Raw genomic sequence first — 20,445 nt, 5'->3', positions numbered from 1 at the left:
CAGGCGCATCTGATCCATATCCGGCAGCGTCTGATCCGCTCCTGTCATCTCGTCCGGCCAGCGCCGGCGCCTGAGCTGGGGCGCGTCAGCGGGCGCCGCCGCGGAGAGGCTCGCCCCCGGGGCGCTGTCTTCAGTGGGTGAAGATGCGAACCGCCGCGTCAGCTTTCAGCCAGCCGTTCCATCAGCGCCATGGCGGCGTGTGGCGCTCGCGGTTTGCCGGACCGGATGAAGTAGACGAAGACGTCGCGCGGCCTGGTCGGTGCGGCATGGTCCGGATCGGCGCGCGGCAGATCGTCGGGCTGACCGCCCTTCGCCCAGACCTTCGCTCGCTCCGCCCATCGATCCAGCGCATCAGGCGGATAGGCCGTCGGGATCGTCTCGTCGCCCTTCTGGAGCCTGAGATAGACGAAGTCGGTGGTGACGTCGGACATCTCCGGATAGTCCGCGCTCTCCGCGTGGACGATCGCGACGCCGGCCTTGCGGCAGAGCGCGACCGCCTCCGGACAGGCGAAGCTTTCGTGTCGCAGTTCGACGACATGGCGGAGCGGCGTCGATCCGACCTTTGCAGGCAAAAGCTTCAGGAAGGCGGCGAAATCGTCCGGGTCGAACCGTTTCGTGGCGGCGAGTTGCCAGAGCAGGGGGCCCAGCTTGTCACCGAGCTCGACGATGCCGGACTGGACGAAGCGCCCGATCGACTCGCCTCCCTCGGCGAGCACCTTGCGGTTCACGGCGTAGCGCGGCGCCTTCAGGGAGAAGACGAAGCCCTCCGGCGCCTGCTGCGCCCAGGACGCGAAGGTCTCCGGCTTCTGACTTCGGTAGAAGGTGCCGTTGACCTCGATCGTCGTCAGCTTGGAGGCGGCATATTCGAGCTGTCGCTTCTTCGGCAGATCGGCCGGATAGAAGGTCTCGTCCCAGCGCTTGAAGGTCCAGCCGCCGATGCCGCTGCGGATCGTGCCCGATTTGCTCACCATGCCGTCTGCCTTCGTAATTTCCGTGGGCGCGTCAAACGGCCAAAGGTGTCAGCCGGAACAACCGTCTGTCCTTGGTTTCGGCCTGAACGTCGCCGCGCCGCAGTGCCATCCGAACACGATCAAGCCTACGCATATCCGCGAGCGAGATAGCGGGAGACCAGTCGCCCGCCTCGTCCTTCAATTTCACCGTCACTTCTGCGGCGAGATTGCCCTCGTGAATGAGGCGAACCGACGACCGCGTCATATCCTTTTCCTTGGCAGGAAGTCGTCGCTCCAACGGCTCGGGACCATAATTCCGTCGGCCTCGATCTCCGTCAGCGCATGCGTCGAAACCACTAGCTTTTCGGACCGCACCAGCCCACGGATCCGCGCCAGCGTGTCGCTCACCTATTCCGCCGCTTCCCGCTTCACCCGGGGGCGGCGCTCCAGAAGCTCCTTCAGGAATTGCCCCGTGTAGGACCGCTCGACCTTCAGGACGTCCTCGGGCGTGCCGGTCGCGACGATCTCGCCGCCGCCGTCGCCGCCCTCGGGGCCGATGTCGACCAGCCAGTCGGCGGTCTTGATGACTTCGAGATTGTGCTCGATCACCACGACCGTATTGCCGCGGTCGACGAGGTCGTGCAGCACTTCGAGGAGCTTGGCGACGTCGTGGAAATGCAGGCCGGTGGTCGGCTCGTCGAGAATGTAGAGCGTGCGGCCGGTCGCCTTGCGGGACAACTCCTTGGCGAGTTTCACGCGCTGCGCCTCGCCCCCCGATAGCGTCGTCGCCTGCTGGCCGACCTTGATATAGCCGAGGCCGACCTCCTTCAGCGTCGCCAGCTTGTCGCGTACCGCCGGGACGGCGGCGAAGAAGTCGACGCCTTCCTCGACCGTCATGTCGAGGACGTCGGCGATCGACTTCTCCTTGAAGGTCACTTCGAGCGTCTCGCGATTGTAGCGCTTGCCGTGGCAGACGTCGCAGGTGACGTAGACATCCGGCAGGAAGTGCATTTCGATCTTGATGACGCCGTCGCCCTGGCAGGCCTCGCAACGCCCGCCCTTGACGTTGAAGGAGAAGCGGCCGGGCTGGTAGCCCCGGGCCTTGGCCTCGGGGAGCGCGGCGAACCAGTCGCGGATCGGCGTGAAGGCGCCGGTATAGGTCGCGGGGTTCGAGCGCGGCGTGCGGCCGATCGGCGACTGGTCGATGTCGATGACCTTGTCGAGATGTTCCAGACCCTCGACACGGTCGTGCTCGGCAGGGATGTCGCGGCCGTTGGCGATCCGCCGGGAGGCAGCCTTGAACAGCGTCTCGATCAGGAAGGTCGACTTGCCGCCGCCGGAGACGCCAGTGACGCAGGAGAACAGGCCGAGCGGGATCTCGGCCGAGACGTTCTTCAGATTGTTGCCCCTGGCGCCGACGACCTTCAGCCGCTTGCCCTTTTGCGGCTTTCGCCGACTTTCCGGCACCGGCACGCCAAGATCGCCCGAAAGGTAGCGGCCGGTCAGCGATTTCGGGTTCGCCATGATTGCGCCGGGCGTGCCGCTCGCGATCACCTCGCCGCCATGGATGCCGGCGGCGGGCCCGATGTCGACGACATAGTCGGCGGCAAGGATCGCGTCCTCGTCGTGTTCGACGACGATGACCGTGTTGCCGATGTCGCGCAGATGCTTCAGCGTGTCGAGCAGGCGGGCATTGTCGCGCTGGTGGAGCCCGATCGAGGGCTCGTCCAGGACATAGAGCACGCCGGTGAGGCCGGAACCGATCTGCGAGGCGAGGCGGATGCGCTGGCTCTCGCCGCCGGACAGCGTTCCGGAGGCGCGTGACAGCGTCAGATAATCGAGCCCGACATCGTCGAGGAAGCGCAGCCGCTCGCGGATCTCCTTGAGAATGCGGACGGCGATCTCGTTCTGCTTGGCGTTCAACTCGCCGGGAAGCCGCCCGAACCAGTCCACGGCCTGATGGATCGACTGCTCGGTCACCTCGCCGATGTGGCATCCTGCGATCTTCACGGCGAGCGCTTCGGGCTTCAGCCGATAGCCGGAACAGGCCGGGCAGGGCGTTGCCGACATGAAGCGCTCGATCTCCTCGCGCATCCAGGCCGATTCGGTCTCCTTCCAGCGGCGCGAGAGATTGGCGACGACGCCTTCGAAGGCCTTTGTCGTCTTGTAGGATCTGAGGCCGTCATTGTAGCGGAACTCGATCTTCTCCTTGCCGGTGCCGTTGAGAATGGCGTCCTGCGCCTCGGCCGGAAGATCCTGCCAGCGGTCGGTCTGCTTGAAGCCGTAGACGCGGCCGAGCGCGTCGAGCGTCTGCCCGTAATAGGGTGAGGACGACTTGGCCCAGGGCGCGATCGCGCCGGCCTTCAGGGTCAGCGCCTCGTTCGGGACCACAAGCTTGGGATCCACCGCCTGTTCCGAGCCGAGCCCGTCGCAGCGCGGACAGGCGCCGAAAGGATTGTTGAAGGAAAACAGCCGCGGCTCGATTTCCGGGATGGTGAAGCCGGAAACGGGGCAGGCGAACTTTTCCGAGAAGAGCAGCCGCTCGTGGGTCTCGTTCTTACTGCGATTGGCGCCAGCGTCGGCAAGCCGGTCCTTCGGCAGCGGCCGATCGGCGAATTCGGCGACCGCGAGACCGTCGGCGAGGCCAAGGGCCGTCTCCATCGAGTCGGCGAGACGCGACTTCATGTCCTCGCGCACGACGATGCGGTCGACCACGACGTCGATGTCGTGCTTGTACTTCTTGTCGAGGACCGGCGCGTCCGCGATCTCGTAATACTCGCCGTCGACCTTGACGCGCTGGAAGCCCTTCTTCTGAAGCTCCGCCAGCTCCTTCTTGTACTCGCCCTTGCGGCCGCGGATCATCGGGGCGAGGAGGTAGAGCCGCGTGCCTTCCTCCAGCGCGAGGACGCGGTCGACCATCTGGCTGACCGTCTGGCTCTCGATCGGCAGCCCTGTCGCCGGTGAATAAGGAACGCCGACGCGCGCGAAGAGCAGGCGCAGATAGTCGTAGATTTCCGTTACCGTGCCGACCGTCGAGCGCGGGTTCTTCGAGGTCGTCTTCTGTTCGATCGAAATTGCCGGCGAGAGGCCGTCGATCTGGTCGACATCCGGCTTCTGCATCATCTCGAGGAACTGACGGGCATACGCCGAAAGGCTCTCGACATAGCGCCGCTGGCCCTCGGCATAGATCGTGTCGAAGGCCAGCGAGGACTTGCCGGAACCCGACAGGCCGGTCATCACGATCAGACTGTCGCGCGGCAGATCGAGGTCGACGCCCTTCAGATTGTGTTCGCGCGCGCCGCGGATTGAGATCGTCTTGAGTTCGGCCATGAGGCGTTTGCCGGTCCGGTTATTGAAAGCAGCGCGGTACTTAAGACTCCTCGGCCCGAGTTCCAAGCGGTGCGGCGAGGCGTATCGGCCGTTGCATGTTCTTCATTCGTTCTATATGTTGATGCGGTATTTCGCAAGGGACGATTTTGCAGGAGAGGGCTTCGCGACAGGCGCCCGGATGGTTCCGGCGGGGACCCGGTCTTTCAGTGGACAAGGCCGGAGGCGGCCCGCGGAAGCTTTTCGCGTCGGTCTCGCTCGGGTAGTGTCGCCAAAACTGAGATTTGGAGTGCGGACATGGCAGGCAGCGTCAACAAGGTCATTCTGGTCGGAAATCTCGGGGCCGATCCAGAGATCCGGCGCCTGAATTCCGGGGATTCGGTCGCCAATCTGCGGATCGCGACGTCGGAGAACTGGCGCGACAAGCAGTCGGGCGAGCGGCGCGAGCGAACCGAGTGGCATAACGTCGTGATCTTCAACGAGAATCTGGTGAAGGTCGCCGAGCAGTTCCTAAAGAAGGGCGCGAAGGTCTATATTGAGGGTCAGCTGCAGACCCGGAGCTGGGAAGACCAGTCGGGCCAGAAGAAGTACACCACCGAGGTCGTGCTGCAGCGCTTCCGCGGCGAGCTCCAGATGCTCGACGGCCGCAGCGAGGGCGGGGGCTCGGCTGTCGGCGGTTATGAAGGCGGCGGCTCGCGCGGCGGCGGATCCGACCGCGGGGGAAGCTCGGGCGGCGGCTACGACCGGGGCGGATCTTCGGGCGGCTATGGCGGCGGCGGCGGTTCGTCGCGCGACCTCGACGACGAGATCCCGTTCTGATGTTCGCGGCGGCCCTTCACCGTCCAAAGCTTCGGCCGTGCAGGCGTCCGGGAGCGTTGGGCGGCGGGGCTTTCAGCGCCGTGTCGACGGCCATCGCTCTGGTCCTGGGCCTGATGCTCTCCTCGTGGCTATGCCGCGTCCGGACTCGTCTGAGCTGCTCGCTCAGCCGAACTGATTGGCGGCAGGAATCATCTGGCCAAGCGATCAGGGAGATTAGGTGCGCTTGAGGACGCCCTTTAGGGCAACGCCGCGAGCTTCGCGGCGCGACGTTCCTGGCGGCCCGTCCGGGCGATCCGCCGCCTCTGGTCGGCGTCACCTGATGAGCGCTTCAGGCATCCCGCCGTCGGCGCGCTCGGCCAGCTTTGCATGGCCCGACTGCGACTGGACCTCGATGAAGACGCGGCGCACGATCGTAAAACGCCGGCGGACGCGTCTCTCGATTTCGCTGACGATCTCCTCGATCCGCTGCGACACGACGTCGTCGCGAAAGTCGACGCTGATCGTGAGAAGGACGTCGCTCGGACCGAGGTGGAGCGTGCGCAATTCGTTGACGGCGATGACCTCGTCGATGCCGGCCACACCCTCGCGCACGACCTTGTCGAGCTGCGGATCGGCCGCCTCGCCAACGAGGAGCCCCTTCACCTCGATGGCCAGGAACACCGCGGTCACGCCGAGCAGCACGCCGATGAGGATCGACCCGATGGCGTCGAACTGATGGATTCCCGTCGACCAGGAAAGGCCGACGCCGATCCCCGCGATGACGACGCCTATGCAGGCGGCGGAGTCCTCGAACAGGACGACGAAGATCGACGGGTCCTTCATGTCGCGGAAGTCCCGGAAGATCCCTCTGCCGCCTCGTTTGGCGTTGAATTCCCTGAAGGCTACGGACCAGGAATATCCCTCGAAGCAGAAGGCGAGGAATAGGACGCCCAACGCGACCAGCGGCGACGTGAGTTCGCTTTCGCCGGCCATTAGGCCGGCCACGCCCTCATAGATCGAGAAGCCCGCACCGAGCGCGAAGATGAAGATCGCTACGAGGAACGACCAGAAATAGACTTCCGAACCGTAGCCGAAGGGATGTTTCCGGTCGGCCGGCTTCTTGGCCTTGGCGAGCCCGATCAGCAGGAAGCCCTGGTTCGCTGTATCGATGAGGGAATGAATTCCTTCGGCGAACATCGACGACGAGCCGGTGAAAAATGCGGCGGCGAGCTTCGTCACCGCAATGGCGAGATTGGCACCACCGGCTGCAATGACAGCGCCCTTGCTCCCTCCGGAGCTGTCGGGATTGCTGGCTCGTTGCTTCGATGTCGCCATTCGTATCGCTTTCCAACTTGGTGTCGCAATTTCGTCGAACTATGCCCACGCAGGATTCGTTCAATTCCGGCGAGCCGCCGTCAGGCCGCGAAAGAGGAGGCGGCCAATGCTGCGACGCCGTCCGCCACGAACTGGACGGCCAGGGCCGCGAGCAGAACGCCGAGCAGCCGGGAGATGACCGCGCGGCCGGTGGCGCCGAGGAAGTGGTCGAGGCGATAGGCGACCGCAAGACAGGCGAATGTCACGAGCATGGCGACCGTGATGACCAGGAGCAGTCCAAGCTTTCCCACGACGCCCGGCAGATTTCCCGCCAGAAGGATCACCGCCGAAATCGCGCCGGGACCGGCCATCAGCGGGATCGCCAGGGGGAAGGCCGCGATGTCGGCGGCATCGGGATCGTCGACGGCACGCTCGGCGCTGCGTCCCTTTCGCTCGTTGCGCTTCTCGAAGACGAGCTCGAAGCCGATCCAGAAGAGGAAGAGGCCGCCCGCCACCCGGAACGCGCCGAGCGTGATGCCGAGTCCGTCGAGCACTGCGGGCCCGGTGAGGGCGAACAGCGCGAGGATGGCGAAGGCGATGACGGAAGCCCGCATCGCCGTCATCCGACGCTCTGCGACGGTCGCGCCCGGTGTGAGCGCCAGAAAGAGCGGGATCAGACCCAGCGGGTCGAGAATGACGAAGAGCGTGACGAAGCCAGTGAGGAGAATATCGAACATCGGGCCCCGTCGGAAAGGCGATCGTCACCCTGCCTAACAGCTTCGCCGGTTCGGCGAAAGACGATCGCGCGCGCGTGTTTCGCGGCGAGTCGTGGCCGAATGCGGCGGAAATGGACGCAGCGCCGTCGCCGCCATCATGTTTTCTTTTGCAGCCGCTGTAAGTAGTTGAAACATATACGAGAAGACTGGCGGTATCCGGCTCCGAAAATTTGCTCTCGAACCGGTGGCGCGCTATAGCAAATCAGCATTTTTGAGGCAGTCAGGACAGCTCCTTGGCCGAAGACGACAAGACCCCGCTGCCGCCGGATCCTACGGGCGGCGGCATGGATTCCATCTCGATCATCGAAGAAATGCAGCGCAGCTATCTCGATTACGCCATGAGCGTGATCGTCTCGCGTGCGCTGCCGGACGTGCGCGACGGGCTGAAGCCGGTGCATCGGCGCATTCTCTACGCCATGCACGAGATGGGTCTCACCTCGACGAAGTCCTACCGCAAGTCGGCAGGCGTGGTCGGCGAGGTGATGGGTAAGTTCCACCCGCACGGCGATTCGGCGATCTACGACGCGCTGGTGCGCATGGCGCAGGATTGGTCTCTGCGCGCGCCGCTGATCGACGGGCAGGGCAATTTCGGCTCAATTGACGGCGATCCGCCGGCGGCCATGCGCTACACCGAGTGCCGGCTGGAGAAGATCTCCGACCCGTTGCTCGAGGATATCGACAAGGAAACCGTCGACTTCCAGGAGAATTACGACGGGCGCGAAATGGAGCCGGTCGTCCTGCCGGCGCGCTTTCCGAACCTTCTGGTCAACGGCTCCGGCGGCATTGCCGTCGGCATGGCGACGAACATCCCGCCGCACAATCTCGGCGAGGTGATCGGCGGCACGATCGCGATGATCGACAATCCGGCGATCACGCTGGACGAGCTGATGGAGATCATCCCCGGGCCGGACTTCCCGACCGGAGCGCTCGTCCTCGGGCGCGCCGGTATCCAGTCGGCCTATGCGACCGGCCGCGGCTCGATCCTGATGCGCGGCAAGGTGCATATCGAGACGATCCGCGGCGAGCGCGAGGCGATCATCGTCACCGAGGTTCCCTATCAGGTGAACAAGGCGACGATGATCGAGAAGATGGCGGATCTCGTGCGCGACAAGCGCATCGAGGGGATTTCCGACATCCGCGACGAGAGCGATCGCGACGGCTACCGGGTGGTCGTCGAACTGAAGCGCGACGCCTCCTCTGACGTCGTTCTCAACCAGCTCTACCGCTTCACCCCGCTGCAGTCCTCCTTTGGCGCGAACATGGTGGCGCTCAATGGCGGCAAGCCCGAGCAGCTGACGCTCACCGATATGCTGTCGGCCTTCGTCGCCTTCCGCGAGGAGGTGGTGAACCGGCGCACCAAGTTCCTGCTGCGCAAAGCGCGCGAGCGGGCCCATGTGCTGGTCGGTCTCGCCATCGCCGTCGCCAATATCGACGAGGTCATCAAGCTGATCCGGGCCGCGCCGGACCCGGCGACCGCGCGCGAGCAGCTGATGACGCGCGAATGGGACGCGAGGGACGTCGCACCGCTGATCCGGCTGATCGACGATCCGCGCCACCGGATCTCGGAGGAGGGCACCTATCGCCTCTCCGAGGCGCAGGCCCGCGCCATTCTCGACCTCCGCCTTCAGAGGCTGACGGCGCTCGGCCGCGACGAGATCGGCGACGAGCTCAACAAGATCGGCGAGGAGATCAAGGAGTATCTCGAGATCCTCTCCTCGCGCACCAAGGTCCGCGAGATCATCAAGGCGGAACTCACCGCCATCCGGGATGAATTCTCGACGCCGCGCCGCACGCAGCTCACCGAGGGCGCGGCGGACATGGAGGACGAGGACCTCATCCCGCGCGAGGACATGGTCGTCACCGTCTCCCATGGCGGCTACATCAAGCGCGTGCCGCTCGGCACCTACCGGGCGCAGCGCCGCGGCGGCAAGGGCCGCTCGGGCATGTCGTTGAAGAACGACGAGGATTCCGTCACTCGGCTGTTCGTGGCGAACACCCATACGGCCGTCCTGTTCTTCTCCTCGCGGGGCATCGTCTACAAGGAAAAGGTCTGGCGGCTGCCGCTGACGACGCCGCAATCGCGCGGCAAGGCGCTGATCAACCTCCTGCCGCTCGAAAAGGGCGAGCGGATCACCTCGATCCTGCCGCTGCCGAGCGATCCTGACGCGGCCGAGCGGCTGAACGTCATGTTCGCGACCACGCGGGGCACCGTGCGGCGCAACAAGCTCTCCGACTTCGTCCAGGTCAACCGCAACGGCAAGATCGCGATGAAGCTCGAGGAGGAGGGCGACGAGATCCTCGCCGTCGCGACCTGCTCGGAGGAGGACGATGTCCTGCTGACGGCATCTTCCGGCCAGTGCATCCGCTTCCCGACGACGGATGTCCGCGTCTTTGCCGGCCGCAACTCGGTCGGCGTGCGCGGCATCTCGATGACCAATGGCGACCGCGTCATCTCGATGGCCATCCTGCGCCATGTCGATGCGACCCCGGCCGAGCGCGCGACATACATCAAGATGAGCCGCGCGGTGGAAGGCGAGTCCGCCGCCGAGACCGTGGTGGACGAGGAGGGCGTCGAGGACGTTGCGATCGACGCCGAGCGCTACGGTTTCCTCGGTGCGAACGAGGAGTTCGTGCTGACGGTCTCCGAATATGGCTACGGCAAGCGCTCGTCGTCCTACGACTTCCGCACCTCCGGGCGCGGCGGCAAGGGCATTCGCGCCACCGACATCAACCGGATGGGCGAGATCGGTCAGCTCGTCGCGGGCTTCCCGGTGGAGGCCGGGGACGAGATCCTGCTCGTCACCGATCGCGGTCAGCTGATCAGGGTGCCGGTCGAAGGGATTCGCATAGCCGGTCGCGCGACGCGGGGCGTTACGATCTTCCGCACGGCCGAAGGCGAGCGGGTCGTATCGGTCGAGCGAATTCCGGACCAGGGCGAGGACGAGGCCGGCGAAGCCGAAGCCGACAGCACTGATGCCCCGTCGGCGGAGGATCCGGGTGGGGCGGGCTCCACGGGCGAGGAACCGGATGTTCCCGACGATGATGGCGGCGACGAGCCCGACACCGACGAATAGAACTAAAATGGCGCCCGGTGCATCCGCACCGAGCGCCTTTTCCGCTTAACGCGGGAATAGATTGGCCTCATGCTCCGGGCAGCGGCCTCGCGCCCGGCGTGACGAGCCTTCGCCGCATGGATCAGTAGAAGCGGCGCGACTTCTTTGCCAGAACCTTGACGCGGGCGTCCTGCGCCTCACTGTGGAGCGTGATGGCGGTAGCCGTCGCGAGCATCAGGACCATGGCCATTGACAGAGCGAAAACCAGCATTGGGGCGATCTCCATTGTTCGCATTTCAAATGATGATCGGCGGTATTCGTTCCCAGACCCCAAACGGTTCCGGCAAGTTCACGATGGAGTTAACGAGATGTTAGGGGCGGGAAGCGTGTCTGTCGCGCTGACCCTGCGGCGTCCGGCCGAGGGAGAGGCTATCGTTCGAAGGGACGGCACAAGATGAGCCGGGCCTTCTATGCCGGGTCCTTTGACCCGATGACGCTCGGACATCTCGATGTTCTGATCCAGGCGCTGCGCGTGTTCGAGCATGTGGTCGTCGGGATTGGCGTACATCCGGGCAAGCAGCCGATGTTCGACTTCGAGGAGCGCGCGGCGATGATCCGGGAAGCGCTCGCCCGTGACGGCGGACTTGGCGAGCGGCAGGACGCGGTCTCGGTCGTCGCCTTCGACGGTCTCGTCGTAGAGGCGGCGCGCGAGGCCGGAGCGGTCGCCCTCGTTCGGGGCCTGCGCGACGGGACCGATCTCGACTATGAAATGCAGATGGCCGGGATGAACGGCGCGATGCGGCCGGAGGTCGTGACGCTGTTCTTCCCCGCTTCGCCCGCGGTAAGGCCCATTACCGCCACATTGGTTCGCCAGATCGCCAAGATGGGCGGGGACGTTTCACGATTCGTGCCCGAAAACGTCGCGCAAGCGATCCGAAACAAGGTCGGCTGATCCGAGGGGGACAGCCGCTGTCTCCCGGGGGTCACCGACACATGAAGTTTCTTGCCACGATCGGCCTGGCGGCTGCGCTCGCCTTCTCCATTCTCGCCGGAACCTCGGCCGCACAGGCGGCGGGTCCGGCCAAGGACGACGCGGAGAACACGCTCGTCATCACCACCAAATACGGCGACATCGACATCCGCCTGCGCCCCGACCTGGCGCCGAACCACGTCGCCCGGATCAAGGAGCTCGCGCGGGAAGGCTTCTATGACGGCGTCGTGTTCCACCGCGTCATCGAAGGCTTCATGGCGCAGACCGGCGATCCGACGGGCACCGGAATGGGCGGCTCGAAGAAGCCCGACCTGAAGGCCGAATTCTCCGACGAGTCGTTCAAGCGCGGGACCGTCGGCATGGCGCGAGCGCAGGATCCGAACTCGGCCAATTCGCAGTTCTTCATCATGCTGGACGACGGCGACTTCCTGAACGGCCAGTACACGGTCGTCGGCGAGGTGTCGTCCGGCATGGACGTCGTCGACAAGATCAAGAAGGGCGATCCGTCCGAGAACGGGTCGGTGGAGAACCCGGACAAGATGCTCAAGGTCCGCGTCGCAGCCGACAAGAAGTAAGCGCGCTCTTTGCGACCCATTCGACCGGGGCGCTTGTGCCGACGGTCGAATCCGCCCAAAGAGACACCATGTTCGTGAGCGGTCCGGGCACAATCCGGACCGTTTCGCTTTTTAATGAAGACGCTATGGAGGCCCTGATGGCATACGACAATCCGGAAAACGTCCTGGTCCTGGAAACCACCAAGGGCAAGGTGGTGATCAAGCTTCGCCCCGATCTGGCTCCGAACCATGTCGCCCGGGTCAAGGAACTCGCGCGCGAGGGCTTCTATGACGGCGTCGTCTTCCATCGCGTCATCGAAGGCTTCATGGCGCAGACCGGTGATCCGACCGGCACGGGCGCCGGCGGCTCCGACAAGCCGGACCTGAAGGCCGAGTTCTCCGCCGAGCCGCACAAGCGCGGCACCGTTTCGGCAGCACGGACCCAGAACCCGGACTCGGCGAATTCGCAGTTCTACATCTGCTTCGACCGGGCGCCCTGGCTCGATCGCCAGTACTCTGTGTGGGGCGAGGTCATCGAGGGCATGGATAATATCGACAAGATCAAGCGCGGCGAGCCGGTGCGCGATCCCGACCAGATCACGACCATGCGGGTCGCCGCCGACCTCTAGGCCGATATCGCCTGTCGAACGATGCGCGTCGATCTCTTCGACTTCGACCTGCCGGAGGAGCGGATCGCGCTTCGGCCGGCCGTGCCGCGGGAAAGCGCGCGGCTGCTCCGCGTTGCGGCTGACGGCAGCCTGACGGATCGGACGGTCGGCGATCTGCCCGATCTCGTCGATCCCGGCGACATCCTCGTCTTCAATGACACGCGGGTGATCCCGGCGCAGCTCACGGGCCTGCGTCGGCGCACCGACGCCGTGCCGGGGCAGGGGGTCGCGCAGATCGAGGCGACGCTGCACATGCGGCTCGCGCCGGACCGCTGGGCGGCCTTCGTGCGGCCGGGCAAGCGGGTGAAGCCCGGCGACCGCATCGCCTTCGGCAGGGAGGAGGCCGGCGCCTGCCTCCTCGGCTCGCTGGATGCGGTCGTCGAGGAGCGCGGCGAAGGCGGTGAGGCGACTTTGCGCTTCGAGCTGTCGGGTCCGGCCCTCGACGAGGCGATCACCGCCATGGGTCATGTGCCGCTGCCGCCTTATATCGCCTCCAAGCGGCCGGACGACGACCAAGATCGCGCCGACTACCAGACCATCTATGCGAAGGAGCCAGGCGCGGTCGCCGCGCCCACGGCCGGCCTTCACTTTACGCCCGAACTGATGGCGCGGCTGGCGGAGCGCGGCGTCATGGCGGAATATCTGACGCTTCACGTGGGGGCGGGCACGTTCCTTCCGGTCAAGGCGGAGGATACGGCAGAGCACAGGATGCATGCCGAGATCGGCCATATCGACGCCGAGACGGCGGATCGGCTGAATGCGGCGCGGCGCGCCGGCAGGCGGCTCGTCGCCGTGGGCACGACCGCGCTCCGGCTCCTGGAGAGCGCCGCCGATGCGGACGGGACGATCCGTCCCTTTTCCGGGCCGACCGACATCTTCATAACGCCCGGCTACCGCTTTCGAGCCGTCGACCGGCTGATGACCAATTTCCACCTGCCGCGCTCGACGCTGTTCATGCTGGTCTCGGCCCTGTCGGGCCTGGAGACGATGCGCGCGGCCTATGACCACGCGATCCGCTCGGGCTACCGCTTCTATTCCTATGGCGACGCCTGCCTTCTGGATCGGGTTTGAAGAGGGCTGGGCCGACGATGAGCGAAGACTTCACCTTCACGCGTCTCGCCACCGACGGCAAGGCGCGGCGCGGCGAGATTTCGATGCCGCGCGGCAATGTGCGCACGCCGGCCTTCATGCCCGTCGGCACCGCTGGAACGGTCAAGGCGATGTATCTCGACCAGGTGCGCGACCTCGGCTCCGACATCATCCTCGGCAATGTCTACCATCTGATGCTGCGGCCGGGCGCCGAGCGCGTGGCGAGGCTCGGTGGACTGCATGAATTCGCGCGCTGGCCGCATCCGATCCTGACCGATTCCGGCGGCTTCCAGGTGATGTCGCTCGCCGCGCTTCGAAAGCTCGACGAAAAGGGGGTCACCTTCCGCTCGCATGTCGACGGCTCGGAGCACTCGCTGACGCCGGAGCGCTCGATCGAGATTCAGGGGCTTCTCGACTCCGACATCCAGATGCAGCTCGACGAATGCATCCGCCTGCCGGCGGAGCGCGCCGAGATCGAGCGGGCGATGGAGATGTCGCTGCGCTGGGCCGAGCGGTGCCAGGCCGCCTTCGGGGACCAGCCCGGCAAGGCGATGTTCGGCATCGTCCAGGGCGGGACGGAGACGGACCTGCGGATCCGCTCGGCACGAGGCCTCGCCGCGATGGGGCTGAAGGGCTATGCCGTCGGCGGGCTCGCGGTGGGCGAGCCGCAGACGGTGATGCTGTCGACGCTGGAGGAGACGGTGCCAGTGCTGCCGGAGAGCAAGCCGCGCTACCTGATGGGGGTCGGGACGCCCGATGACATCCTGAAGTCCGTCGCCCGCGGCATCGACATGTTCGACTGCGTGATGCCGACGCGAGCCGGCCGGCACGGCCTTGCCTATACGCGCTTCGGCAAGGTGAACCTGAAGAACGCCCGCCACGCGGAGGACCCGAGGCCTCTCGACGAGACCTCCGATTGCCCGGCGAGTCGCGACTATTCGCGCGCCTATCTCCATCATCTCGTGCGTTCCGACGAGGCGCTGGGCGGCATGCTGCTCACCTGGAACAATCTCGCCTACTACCAGCAGTTGATGGGAGGAATTCGCGCGGCGATCGAGGCCGGGCGCTTCGGCGAATTTTCAGAAGAGACGTCGGCCGGCTGGGCCAGGGGCGATCTGCCGCCGCGGGTCTGACATTCCGGTCAGGCGGCGCGGTCGGATCTCAGAACAATTGTCTTCAGCAAGGCGACAGCCAAGCGGCAGGTCTCGGTATCAGGCGGCGAGGTCGTCGCCCTTGCGCAGCGTGCAGCTGGTGATCTTCATCGTCCCATCCGGCTCGCGCTCGAGCGTATAGCTCGCAATCCAGCTCTGGCCCTTGCGGTCTGTGAGGTGGACCTCCTGGCGAAAGCCCGTTCCATCCGCCTTCAGTGCGCCGAAGACGACGCTGTTCGGCCGGTAGACGGGATCGTAGGCCGACTGCACCATACCCATGAAGACCTGCGGCGTGGGGAACATCGCCTGAATGTTCGGCGCAGCATGAGAATAGGCGGCCGGCGCGTCGTCCGACCGGAACGCGTCGAGCTGGCGCGAAATCACCGAGCGGATGTCCGAGGCGTCGTCCGCAGCGGCCGGCGCGGCGAAGGCGAGAGCCGCAAACAGGCTGAGGCAGGCGAGAAAGATCTGTCTGGTCATCGTCGCAATCTCCTTCCGATCATCAGGAAGGTTCGAAGGGACGGCGCCGAGGGAAGCATGCCTTTCGGTCAAATCCGCGTTATCCGCCGTTCGGAAGACCGTATCATTTGACTCAGGGGGCAAAATGGCCGGCCCTGCTGTCCGATCACTCCTGTAGGGCAGGGGGCAGCGGTGAGGCGTCCAACAAGCGGACGCCACTGCCGAGAAGGCCTCTGCGTCGCGCTCAGCCGTCGTTCGAGGAGTTCAGATCCTCGGGCCGCCGTCCTTCGTCATGCTGGGGTGTCCCGACGAGGACGCGGCTGCAGGAGGGCTGGCCGCTTTCGGCCTCCTCGGTCTCGACCTTTACGTGGAGGCGGATGCCGAGTCTGGCGGCCTCGCGGAGCGCCCGCGTCAGCGCATCAGCGCAGTCGACGGCATTGCGGATGGCCGTCTCGGTGGAGACCGGCGCATGGGGTTCGATTGTCTGTCGCATGGGCATAATGGCTAGATGAGGCGTCATTGAGCCAAGACAACGGCAAAGACCGCCGGAATGTTTCGCTCCGACCGAATAGGAGTCGGAGCGAGGCCCCGCATTACAGCGCCGATCGCAGAAGGGCGTGCCGAAGGCGGAGGGCGGAAACCCCTTCGCCGAGTCGGCGATGCCGGTCAGGCCGAAACGGCTGCGATTCCGACCGGGCAGGAGACGCCGGTGCCGCCGACGCCGCAATAGCCGCCGGGATTCTTGGCGAGATATTGCTGGTGGTAGTCTTCGGCGTAGTAGAACTCGCTCGCGGGCTGGATCTCTGTGGTGATCGTCCCCTTGTGGCCGGCCTTGGCGAGCGCTGCCTGATAGCGCTCCTTCGAAGCGCGCGCGGCTTCGGCCTGCTCCTCGGAGAAGGTGTAGATGCCCGAACGGTATTGCGTGCCCATGTCGTTGCCCTGACGCATGCCCTGCGTCGGGTCGTGGCCCTCCCAGAAGAGCTTGAGGAGATCGTCATAGGAGACAACTGCCGGATCGTAGACGACGAGCACCACCTCGTTCTGCCCGGTCTGGCCGGTGCAGACCTCCTGATAGGTCGGGTTCGCCGTGGTGCCGGCGGAATAGCCGACCGCGGTGACATGGACGCCTTCGGTCTGCCAGAACTTGCGCTCGACGCCCCAGAAGCAGCCCATGCCGAACATCGCCGTCTTAACGCCCTCGGGGAAGGGACCCTTCAACGGCCGGCCGCTGATGAAGTGGGTTTCGGCCGTGGGGATCGGCTCGAACCGGCCGGGAAGAGCCTCGCCGGGCCCCGGCAGCTTCATCTTCTTGGAAAACATGTCGAGGATATACATCGCGCCTGTCCTTCGCCGGGATTTCGGGCCGCCATGCCCGCTCGGCGGCCGCCTCTTCGGGGCTGGCCCGTTCGCCGGGGCAGGGCGCCCGTTCATGCGCCAATGTCGGTCGCCGCGCGAGCCCGTTCAAGCCCGCCGCGTCAGATCGCGCGGCGCCGCCGGCGCGACGCCGGCTGGCGGCCGAGGAGAAGAAGGACGATGCCGACCACGCCGCAGCACACGGCGATCGACCAGTTCATCGCGACGGCGATCGTCTGGCTGCCGACGGCTGTCGTCTGCTCCAAGGTCAGGTTGATCGCACTCGCCGCCTCGCTGATCGTCATCAGCCGGGTCGATTCGTTGGCGATCGAGCGGGCGATGTCGCCGACGGCGAAGACGACGCCCGTCGCCAGGAATATCAGTCCGATCAGGCGCAGAAGGAAACGCATCGGTCATTCTCCATTATCCGGTCTGCCGCGCGGTCGGTGCGGAGGCTGCCGTCCGCGCGCCGGGATGGCAAACGCATGGGGCCCCGCGGGAGGCCCGACCGCCGGATATGGACGCGGCGGCTGCCAGCGGCGGTTTCTAGCGCACCCGGTTTTTATGCGGAAGCGCCGACGAGCACACTTCCAGGGCAAATCGGCGCTTGAACCCTTCGCCGATCTGGCTTAAGTCCCGCGCCGTTCGAGTGCGAACCACACCGGTGCCGCGGTGCCGATTCTGCCGGCCAAGGCGCTGGCATCGTGATTTGCAGCCGCGTCTGCGGAATGTCCGGGAGCAACCGCCTGGATTTTGGCTCGAACCTGCGGTGAGGTGGCCGAGTGGTTGAAGGCGCACGCCTGGAACGCGTGTATACGGGAAACCGTATCGAGGGTTCGAATCCCTCTCTCACCGCCACTTGCCCTCGCGAAAGCGTTCTCCCGATCCGGCTGCGGCAGGATTTTCCCGTTGTATTCGAGGGTTATGCGGGGCTGGCTCTCCACCGGTCTCAGCGCATATCTGTCGGAAGGCGTTCTCTAAGGGGCCGTTTTCTCCGAGGCTCTTGACTACGGGCAAGTCGGTGCAGAGCCGTAAGCATCTGTTATTTCACCGCTTCTGCGAAAGATCGAGAAACACAGTTCGCAAGATCGACCGCAGGGCGCCCGACCCTGACATCGGAAACAGCAGAGTTGGCGTGCTCATCGAAGCGGCTGAGTTCATTGAGCTACCGGTTCTGCCGCGGGGACGCTCGAGCGCTTCGTAACGATGTCCTGCACGTCACTCGGCCTGAACGCGACATCCCAGTCCCACTCTCCAAACCCTCCGGTACCATTGATCGCCTTTACCCATTCGTTCAGCGCATCCCGCTTGGCCTTGTTCTGGGGGCTGTCGGTTCCCTTGATTTCAAGAGCAAGCATCTTGCCGCTGGACAGCCGGACAAGGAAATCGGGCACATATCGGCGACGTGAACCGGCCCACATATACTGAATCTGGAAGCCGAGGTGATCGTTCTTCGCATAGGCGACTACGTCGTCCCGGCCCTCGAACACATTCGCCGCGTGTCCCTCCCACGACGAGTCGCCGACGAGGTGGCTGATGTGCGACTTGATGGCCGGGAAGCAGGGCTTGGTCGTATACCAGGTCCGCATCTGACCGGTGGCGCCGATCGGGTTCTCTTCATCAAAGACCGGAGTGAGGCGCTCAGTATTCTGCTCGCTCACATGACGCATGACGTGCTGGACGACGAGATCGATGTTCAAGGCGATCAGGATCCGGCGTCGCAAAGGGTCCGAGTGGAAGAGTGACGGAATGTCGAGAAGCTTCGAATTCAGAAAGGTCTCGACTATGCGCACCAGCTGAGCCGCGAGGTACTCCTCAGTTCCGGAGAAGCTGTGCCGCAGTTGGGCGAAGCCCTTTCTGGCAGCCTGAAAGACAAGTCTCTGCAGGCGGAATCCGTCCGGAAGGCGCTCGAGATCGATCGCGGTCACCTTGCCCATGTCTGTGGCCCCTCCCAAGGCGGGGGCCAGTTCAGCACTTATGGGGGTCGAGGCCGGGTCGAGCTCAAGTGCAGGCACCTTGTCCCACGCCATGGTCAGCTGCGGCTTCACCACGGTCTCGACGCGCAAGACATTGGGCCACTTGATCTCAAGGTGTGCCCGATCAGGAATGACCTCGATCTGGGTGGTCGGTCTGGGGGGCGGAGGCGGGTCGCCACCTTCGCCGGTTTCCGAGATGGACAACGGGACCCCGAAGACGTTCACATACTCCGGCAGGAACAGCCCGTTCTCATCCGTATCGTAAGAGACCCTGCGAAGACCGCGACCGACGACCTGCTCGCACAAAAGTTGCGAGGTGAACGCGCGCAAGCCCATGATGTGGGTTACATTCTTCGCGTCCCAGCCTTCGGACAGCATCGCTACGGAGATGACGTTCTGCAGATCTTGGCCAGCAGCACCGCGCTTGCCGACATTGTCGACGATTTCCCGCAGCAGTTCCTCCTTCTTCATCCCCTGGAGCTGCTGCTTTCGTGTCTCCGGCAGGTTTGCAGCCTCGATGATTTCCTTCAGCCTGTTCTCGTAATCTTTGTCGGACGTTGCGGCTTCGCCGATTTCCGCCTTCTCCAGCACCTTGGAGTCGACACGCAACGTCCTGTTCGGCGCATGAAGCTCCGGCCAGTGCGAGTCACCCTGGTTGAAATAGTGCTCGACCCGCGCGGCCGTCTCGGTGCGGTTGCAGACCGTCAGCATCACCGGCGGGGAATGGTGACCTGCATCTCGCCACTGCCTCTGTGTTTCGCGCCAGTCGGCGCCGAGAAGCGTGTAGGCGTCCTGCACCAGCTTCGGCAATGCCTCGTGCGGTTCGGCCTTCGCCCTGTTCAGATCCTCGGAGACCGAAGGATCGCGATAGATGTGATAGAGCTTCGACCGCAGCGTCCTCGCGTCGGGCAAGGCATCGTCGCGCACCACGACGCGCGGCGTCTTTACCAGCCCGGCCTCGATCGCGTCGTTCAGCCCGAAATCCGAGATGATCCAGTCGAATAGCGCCGTGTCCGTGCTCTTCTTGCCGGTCGGCGCAAACGGCGTCGCTGAAAGGTCGAAGCAGCGCTGGATGCGACGCGTCTTGTGGATTCGATCGAGTCCCTCGATCCAGCGGGTGGCCTCGTCGAGGTCAATCCCCTGCTCAGCGGCCACCTTCTTGCTGATCTTCACCTCGGGTGGCTTGCGATATGCATGGTGCGCCTCGTCGTTGATGACGATGATGTCCTTGTGCGCCGCCAGCTTGCCCAGCACCCGCCGCGTGAAGGCCTCGTCCGACTCCCGGCCCTTCTTCACGACCGAGCGTTCCTGCTCCTTCAGCGGCATCAGCGTGTGCCAGTTCTCGATCAGCACCTCGGCCTGGTTCAGCTTCTGGCGCAGCGCCTCGGACGGACAGAGGTTGAACTCGTCGTAATAGGAACCCTCGCTCGGCAGCAGGACCTGCAGTCTCTCCTTAACGGTCAGGCCGGGCGCCACGATGAACACGGAGCGGCTGAAATTCTTATTTCGCTTCGGATAGGTCAGCGCGTTCAGGACCTGCCAGGTGATGATCATCGCCATCACCGTGGTCTTGCCGGCACCGGTCGCCATCTTGTTGCAGAGGCGTTCCCATGTGCCGCCGTCGCCGGGGATCGCGATGCCCTGCTTGAATGCCTCCGCGCCCTCGACCCACCAGATCAAGGTTTCGATCGCCTCCAACTGGCAGAAATAGAACGGGTGCTGTCGCGCCTCGCGGTCGTGCCAGTGTTCCAGCAGCTTTCGGGTGACGATGGTCACGCCGGGCCAGCCCGCATCGCGCCAGGCGTCGACGCGGATGCGGATGGTATTCACGAGGTCCAATACCTCCGTCCGCTTTGTATTGTTGCGGGCGTCGAAGACCTCGTAGCTCGCCGGGCGGCGCTCGGGCTTGATTTCAAGCTTGCCACCCTTGTCCTCGATCCAGTGCTGAGCCGGGCAGACGAATGGCGTGTTGATGATGAGGGACAT

18 protein-coding genes and 1 tRNA gene are annotated in these 20,445 nt (G+C 64.9%); 8 read left to right on the top strand and 11 right to left on the bottom strand.

Annotated elements, in window-relative coordinates; all coding sequences use genetic code 11:
• Positions 1–158: 158 nt before the first annotated feature.
• The 3 genes from LH400_RS01920 to uvrA all read right to left on the bottom strand — a co-directional run bounded on the left by LH400_RS01920 (position 159) and on the right by uvrA (position 4,280).
• The gene (locus LH400_RS01920) at positions 159–971 is read right to left on the bottom strand and encodes a DUF72 domain-containing protein (RefSeq protein WP_229150951.1); all 813 of its coding nucleotides are present in this window, start codon (positions 969–971) and stop codon (positions 159–161) included.
• A gap of 31 nt (positions 972–1,002) precedes the next feature.
• Positions 1,003–1,215, bottom strand: a complete 213-nt coding sequence (locus LH400_RS01915; protein WP_229150950.1) for a hypothetical protein — start codon at positions 1,213–1,215, stop codon at positions 1,003–1,005.
• Between the two features lie 143 nt (positions 1,216–1,358).
• Positions 1,359–4,280: an excinuclease ABC subunit UvrA gene (gene uvrA, locus LH400_RS01910; protein WP_229150949.1), complete on the bottom strand. Its 2,922-nt coding sequence runs from the start codon at positions 4,278–4,280 to the stop codon at positions 1,359–1,361.
• Positions 4,281–4,574: 294 nt separating this feature from the next.
• On the opposite strand from uvrA, the gene ssb reads away from it, so the two are divergent.
• Positions 4,575–5,096 (top strand): single-stranded DNA-binding protein, encoded by a 522-nt coding sequence (ssb, locus tag LH400_RS01905; RefSeq protein WP_229150948.1) that lies wholly within the window; start codon positions 4,575–4,577, stop codon positions 5,094–5,096.
• A gap of 312 nt (positions 5,097–5,408) precedes the next feature.
• Here ssb and LH400_RS01900 read toward each other — a convergent pair whose 3' ends face one another.
• Entirely contained in the window at positions 5,409–6,410 is a 1,002-nt protein-coding gene (locus tag LH400_RS01900; RefSeq protein ID WP_229150947.1) for a cation diffusion facilitator family transporter, read from the bottom strand.
• Between the two features lie 80 nt (positions 6,411–6,490).
• Positions 6,491–7,126 (bottom strand): MarC family protein, encoded by a 636-nt coding sequence (locus tag LH400_RS01895; RefSeq protein ID WP_229150946.1) that lies wholly within the window; start codon positions 7,124–7,126, stop codon positions 6,491–6,493.
• Positions 7,127–7,449: 323 nt separating this feature from the next.
• On the opposite strand from LH400_RS01895, the gene gyrA reads away from it, so the two are divergent.
• Positions 7,450–10,239, top strand: coding sequence for a DNA gyrase subunit A (gene gyrA, locus LH400_RS01890; protein WP_229151240.1), 2,790 nt, complete (start codon positions 7,450–7,452; stop codon positions 10,237–10,239).
• A gap of 121 nt (positions 10,240–10,360) precedes the next feature.
• On the opposite strand, the gene LH400_RS25935 is transcribed toward gyrA, so the two are convergent.
• Positions 10,361–10,489, bottom strand: coding sequence for a hypothetical protein (locus tag LH400_RS25935; protein WP_255616757.1), 129 nt, complete (start codon positions 10,487–10,489; stop codon positions 10,361–10,363).
• Positions 10,490–10,672: 183 nt separating this feature from the next.
• On the opposite strand from LH400_RS25935, the gene coaD reads away from it, so the two are divergent.
• The 5 genes from coaD (at position 10,673) to tgt (ending at position 14,653) form a co-directional block, all read left to right on the top strand.
• A complete protein-coding gene (gene coaD, locus LH400_RS01885) occupies positions 10,673–11,170 on the top strand; it encodes a pantetheine-phosphate adenylyltransferase (RefSeq protein ID WP_229150945.1) in 498 nt (165 codons plus the stop codon).
• A 41-nt stretch (positions 11,171–11,211) separates the two neighbouring features.
• Positions 11,212–11,784: a peptidylprolyl isomerase gene (locus tag LH400_RS01880; RefSeq protein WP_229150944.1), complete on the top strand. Its 573-nt coding sequence runs from the start codon at positions 11,212–11,214 to the stop codon at positions 11,782–11,784.
• A 137-nt stretch (positions 11,785–11,921) separates the two neighbouring features.
• A complete protein-coding gene (locus tag LH400_RS01875) occupies positions 11,922–12,392 on the top strand; it encodes a peptidylprolyl isomerase (RefSeq protein WP_229150943.1) in 471 nt (156 codons plus the stop codon).
• A 21-nt stretch (positions 12,393–12,413) separates the two neighbouring features.
• A complete protein-coding gene (queA, locus tag LH400_RS01870) occupies positions 12,414–13,502 on the top strand; it encodes a tRNA preQ1(34) S-adenosylmethionine ribosyltransferase-isomerase QueA (protein ID WP_229150942.1) in 1,089 nt (362 codons plus the stop codon).
• Between the two features lie 17 nt (positions 13,503–13,519).
• The gene (gene tgt, locus LH400_RS01865) at positions 13,520–14,653 is read left to right on the top strand and encodes a tRNA guanosine(34) transglycosylase Tgt (RefSeq protein ID WP_229150941.1); all 1,134 of its coding nucleotides are present in this window, start codon (positions 13,520–13,522) and stop codon (positions 14,651–14,653) included.
• Positions 14,654–14,731: 78 nt separating this feature from the next.
• On the opposite strand, the gene LH400_RS01860 is transcribed toward tgt, so the two are convergent.
• The 4 genes from LH400_RS01860 to LH400_RS01845 form a co-directional block, all read right to left on the bottom strand.
• The gene (locus tag LH400_RS01860; RefSeq protein ID WP_229150940.1) at positions 14,732–15,151 is read right to left on the bottom strand and encodes a DUF4864 domain-containing protein; all 420 of its coding nucleotides are present in this window, start codon (positions 15,149–15,151) and stop codon (positions 14,732–14,734) included.
• Positions 15,152–15,374: 223 nt separating this feature from the next.
• On the bottom strand, positions 15,375–15,623 hold the full coding sequence (locus LH400_RS01855) for a hypothetical protein (RefSeq protein WP_229150939.1): 249 nt from the start codon (positions 15,621–15,623) through the stop codon (positions 15,375–15,377).
• Between the two features lie 173 nt (positions 15,624–15,796).
• A complete protein-coding gene (gene msrA / locus LH400_RS01850; protein ID WP_229150938.1) occupies positions 15,797–16,465 on the bottom strand; it encodes a peptide-methionine (S)-S-oxide reductase MsrA in 669 nt (222 codons plus the stop codon).
• Between the two features lie 140 nt (positions 16,466–16,605).
• Entirely contained in the window at positions 16,606–16,893 is a 288-nt protein-coding gene (locus tag LH400_RS01845) for a hypothetical protein (RefSeq protein WP_229150937.1), read from the bottom strand.
• Positions 16,894–17,251: 358 nt separating this feature from the next.
• Between LH400_RS01845 and LH400_RS01840 the strand changes: the two genes are divergently transcribed.
• Positions 17,252–17,341: transfer RNA gene (locus LH400_RS01840), tRNA-Ser, on the top strand.
• A gap of 299 nt (positions 17,342–17,640) precedes the next feature.
• Here the strand turns inward: LH400_RS01840 and LH400_RS01835 are convergent.
• Complete coding sequence (locus LH400_RS01835; protein ID WP_229150936.1) at positions 17,641–20,445, bottom strand: BPTD_3080 family restriction endonuclease; 2,805 nt, start codon at positions 20,443–20,445, stop codon at positions 17,641–17,643.

Source organism: Jiella soli (assembly GCF_020615385.1).
GTDB lineage: Bacteria > Pseudomonadota > Alphaproteobacteria > Rhizobiales > Rhizobiaceae > VKMB-3413.
This window is presented reverse-complemented; position numbering and strand designations above follow the sequence as displayed.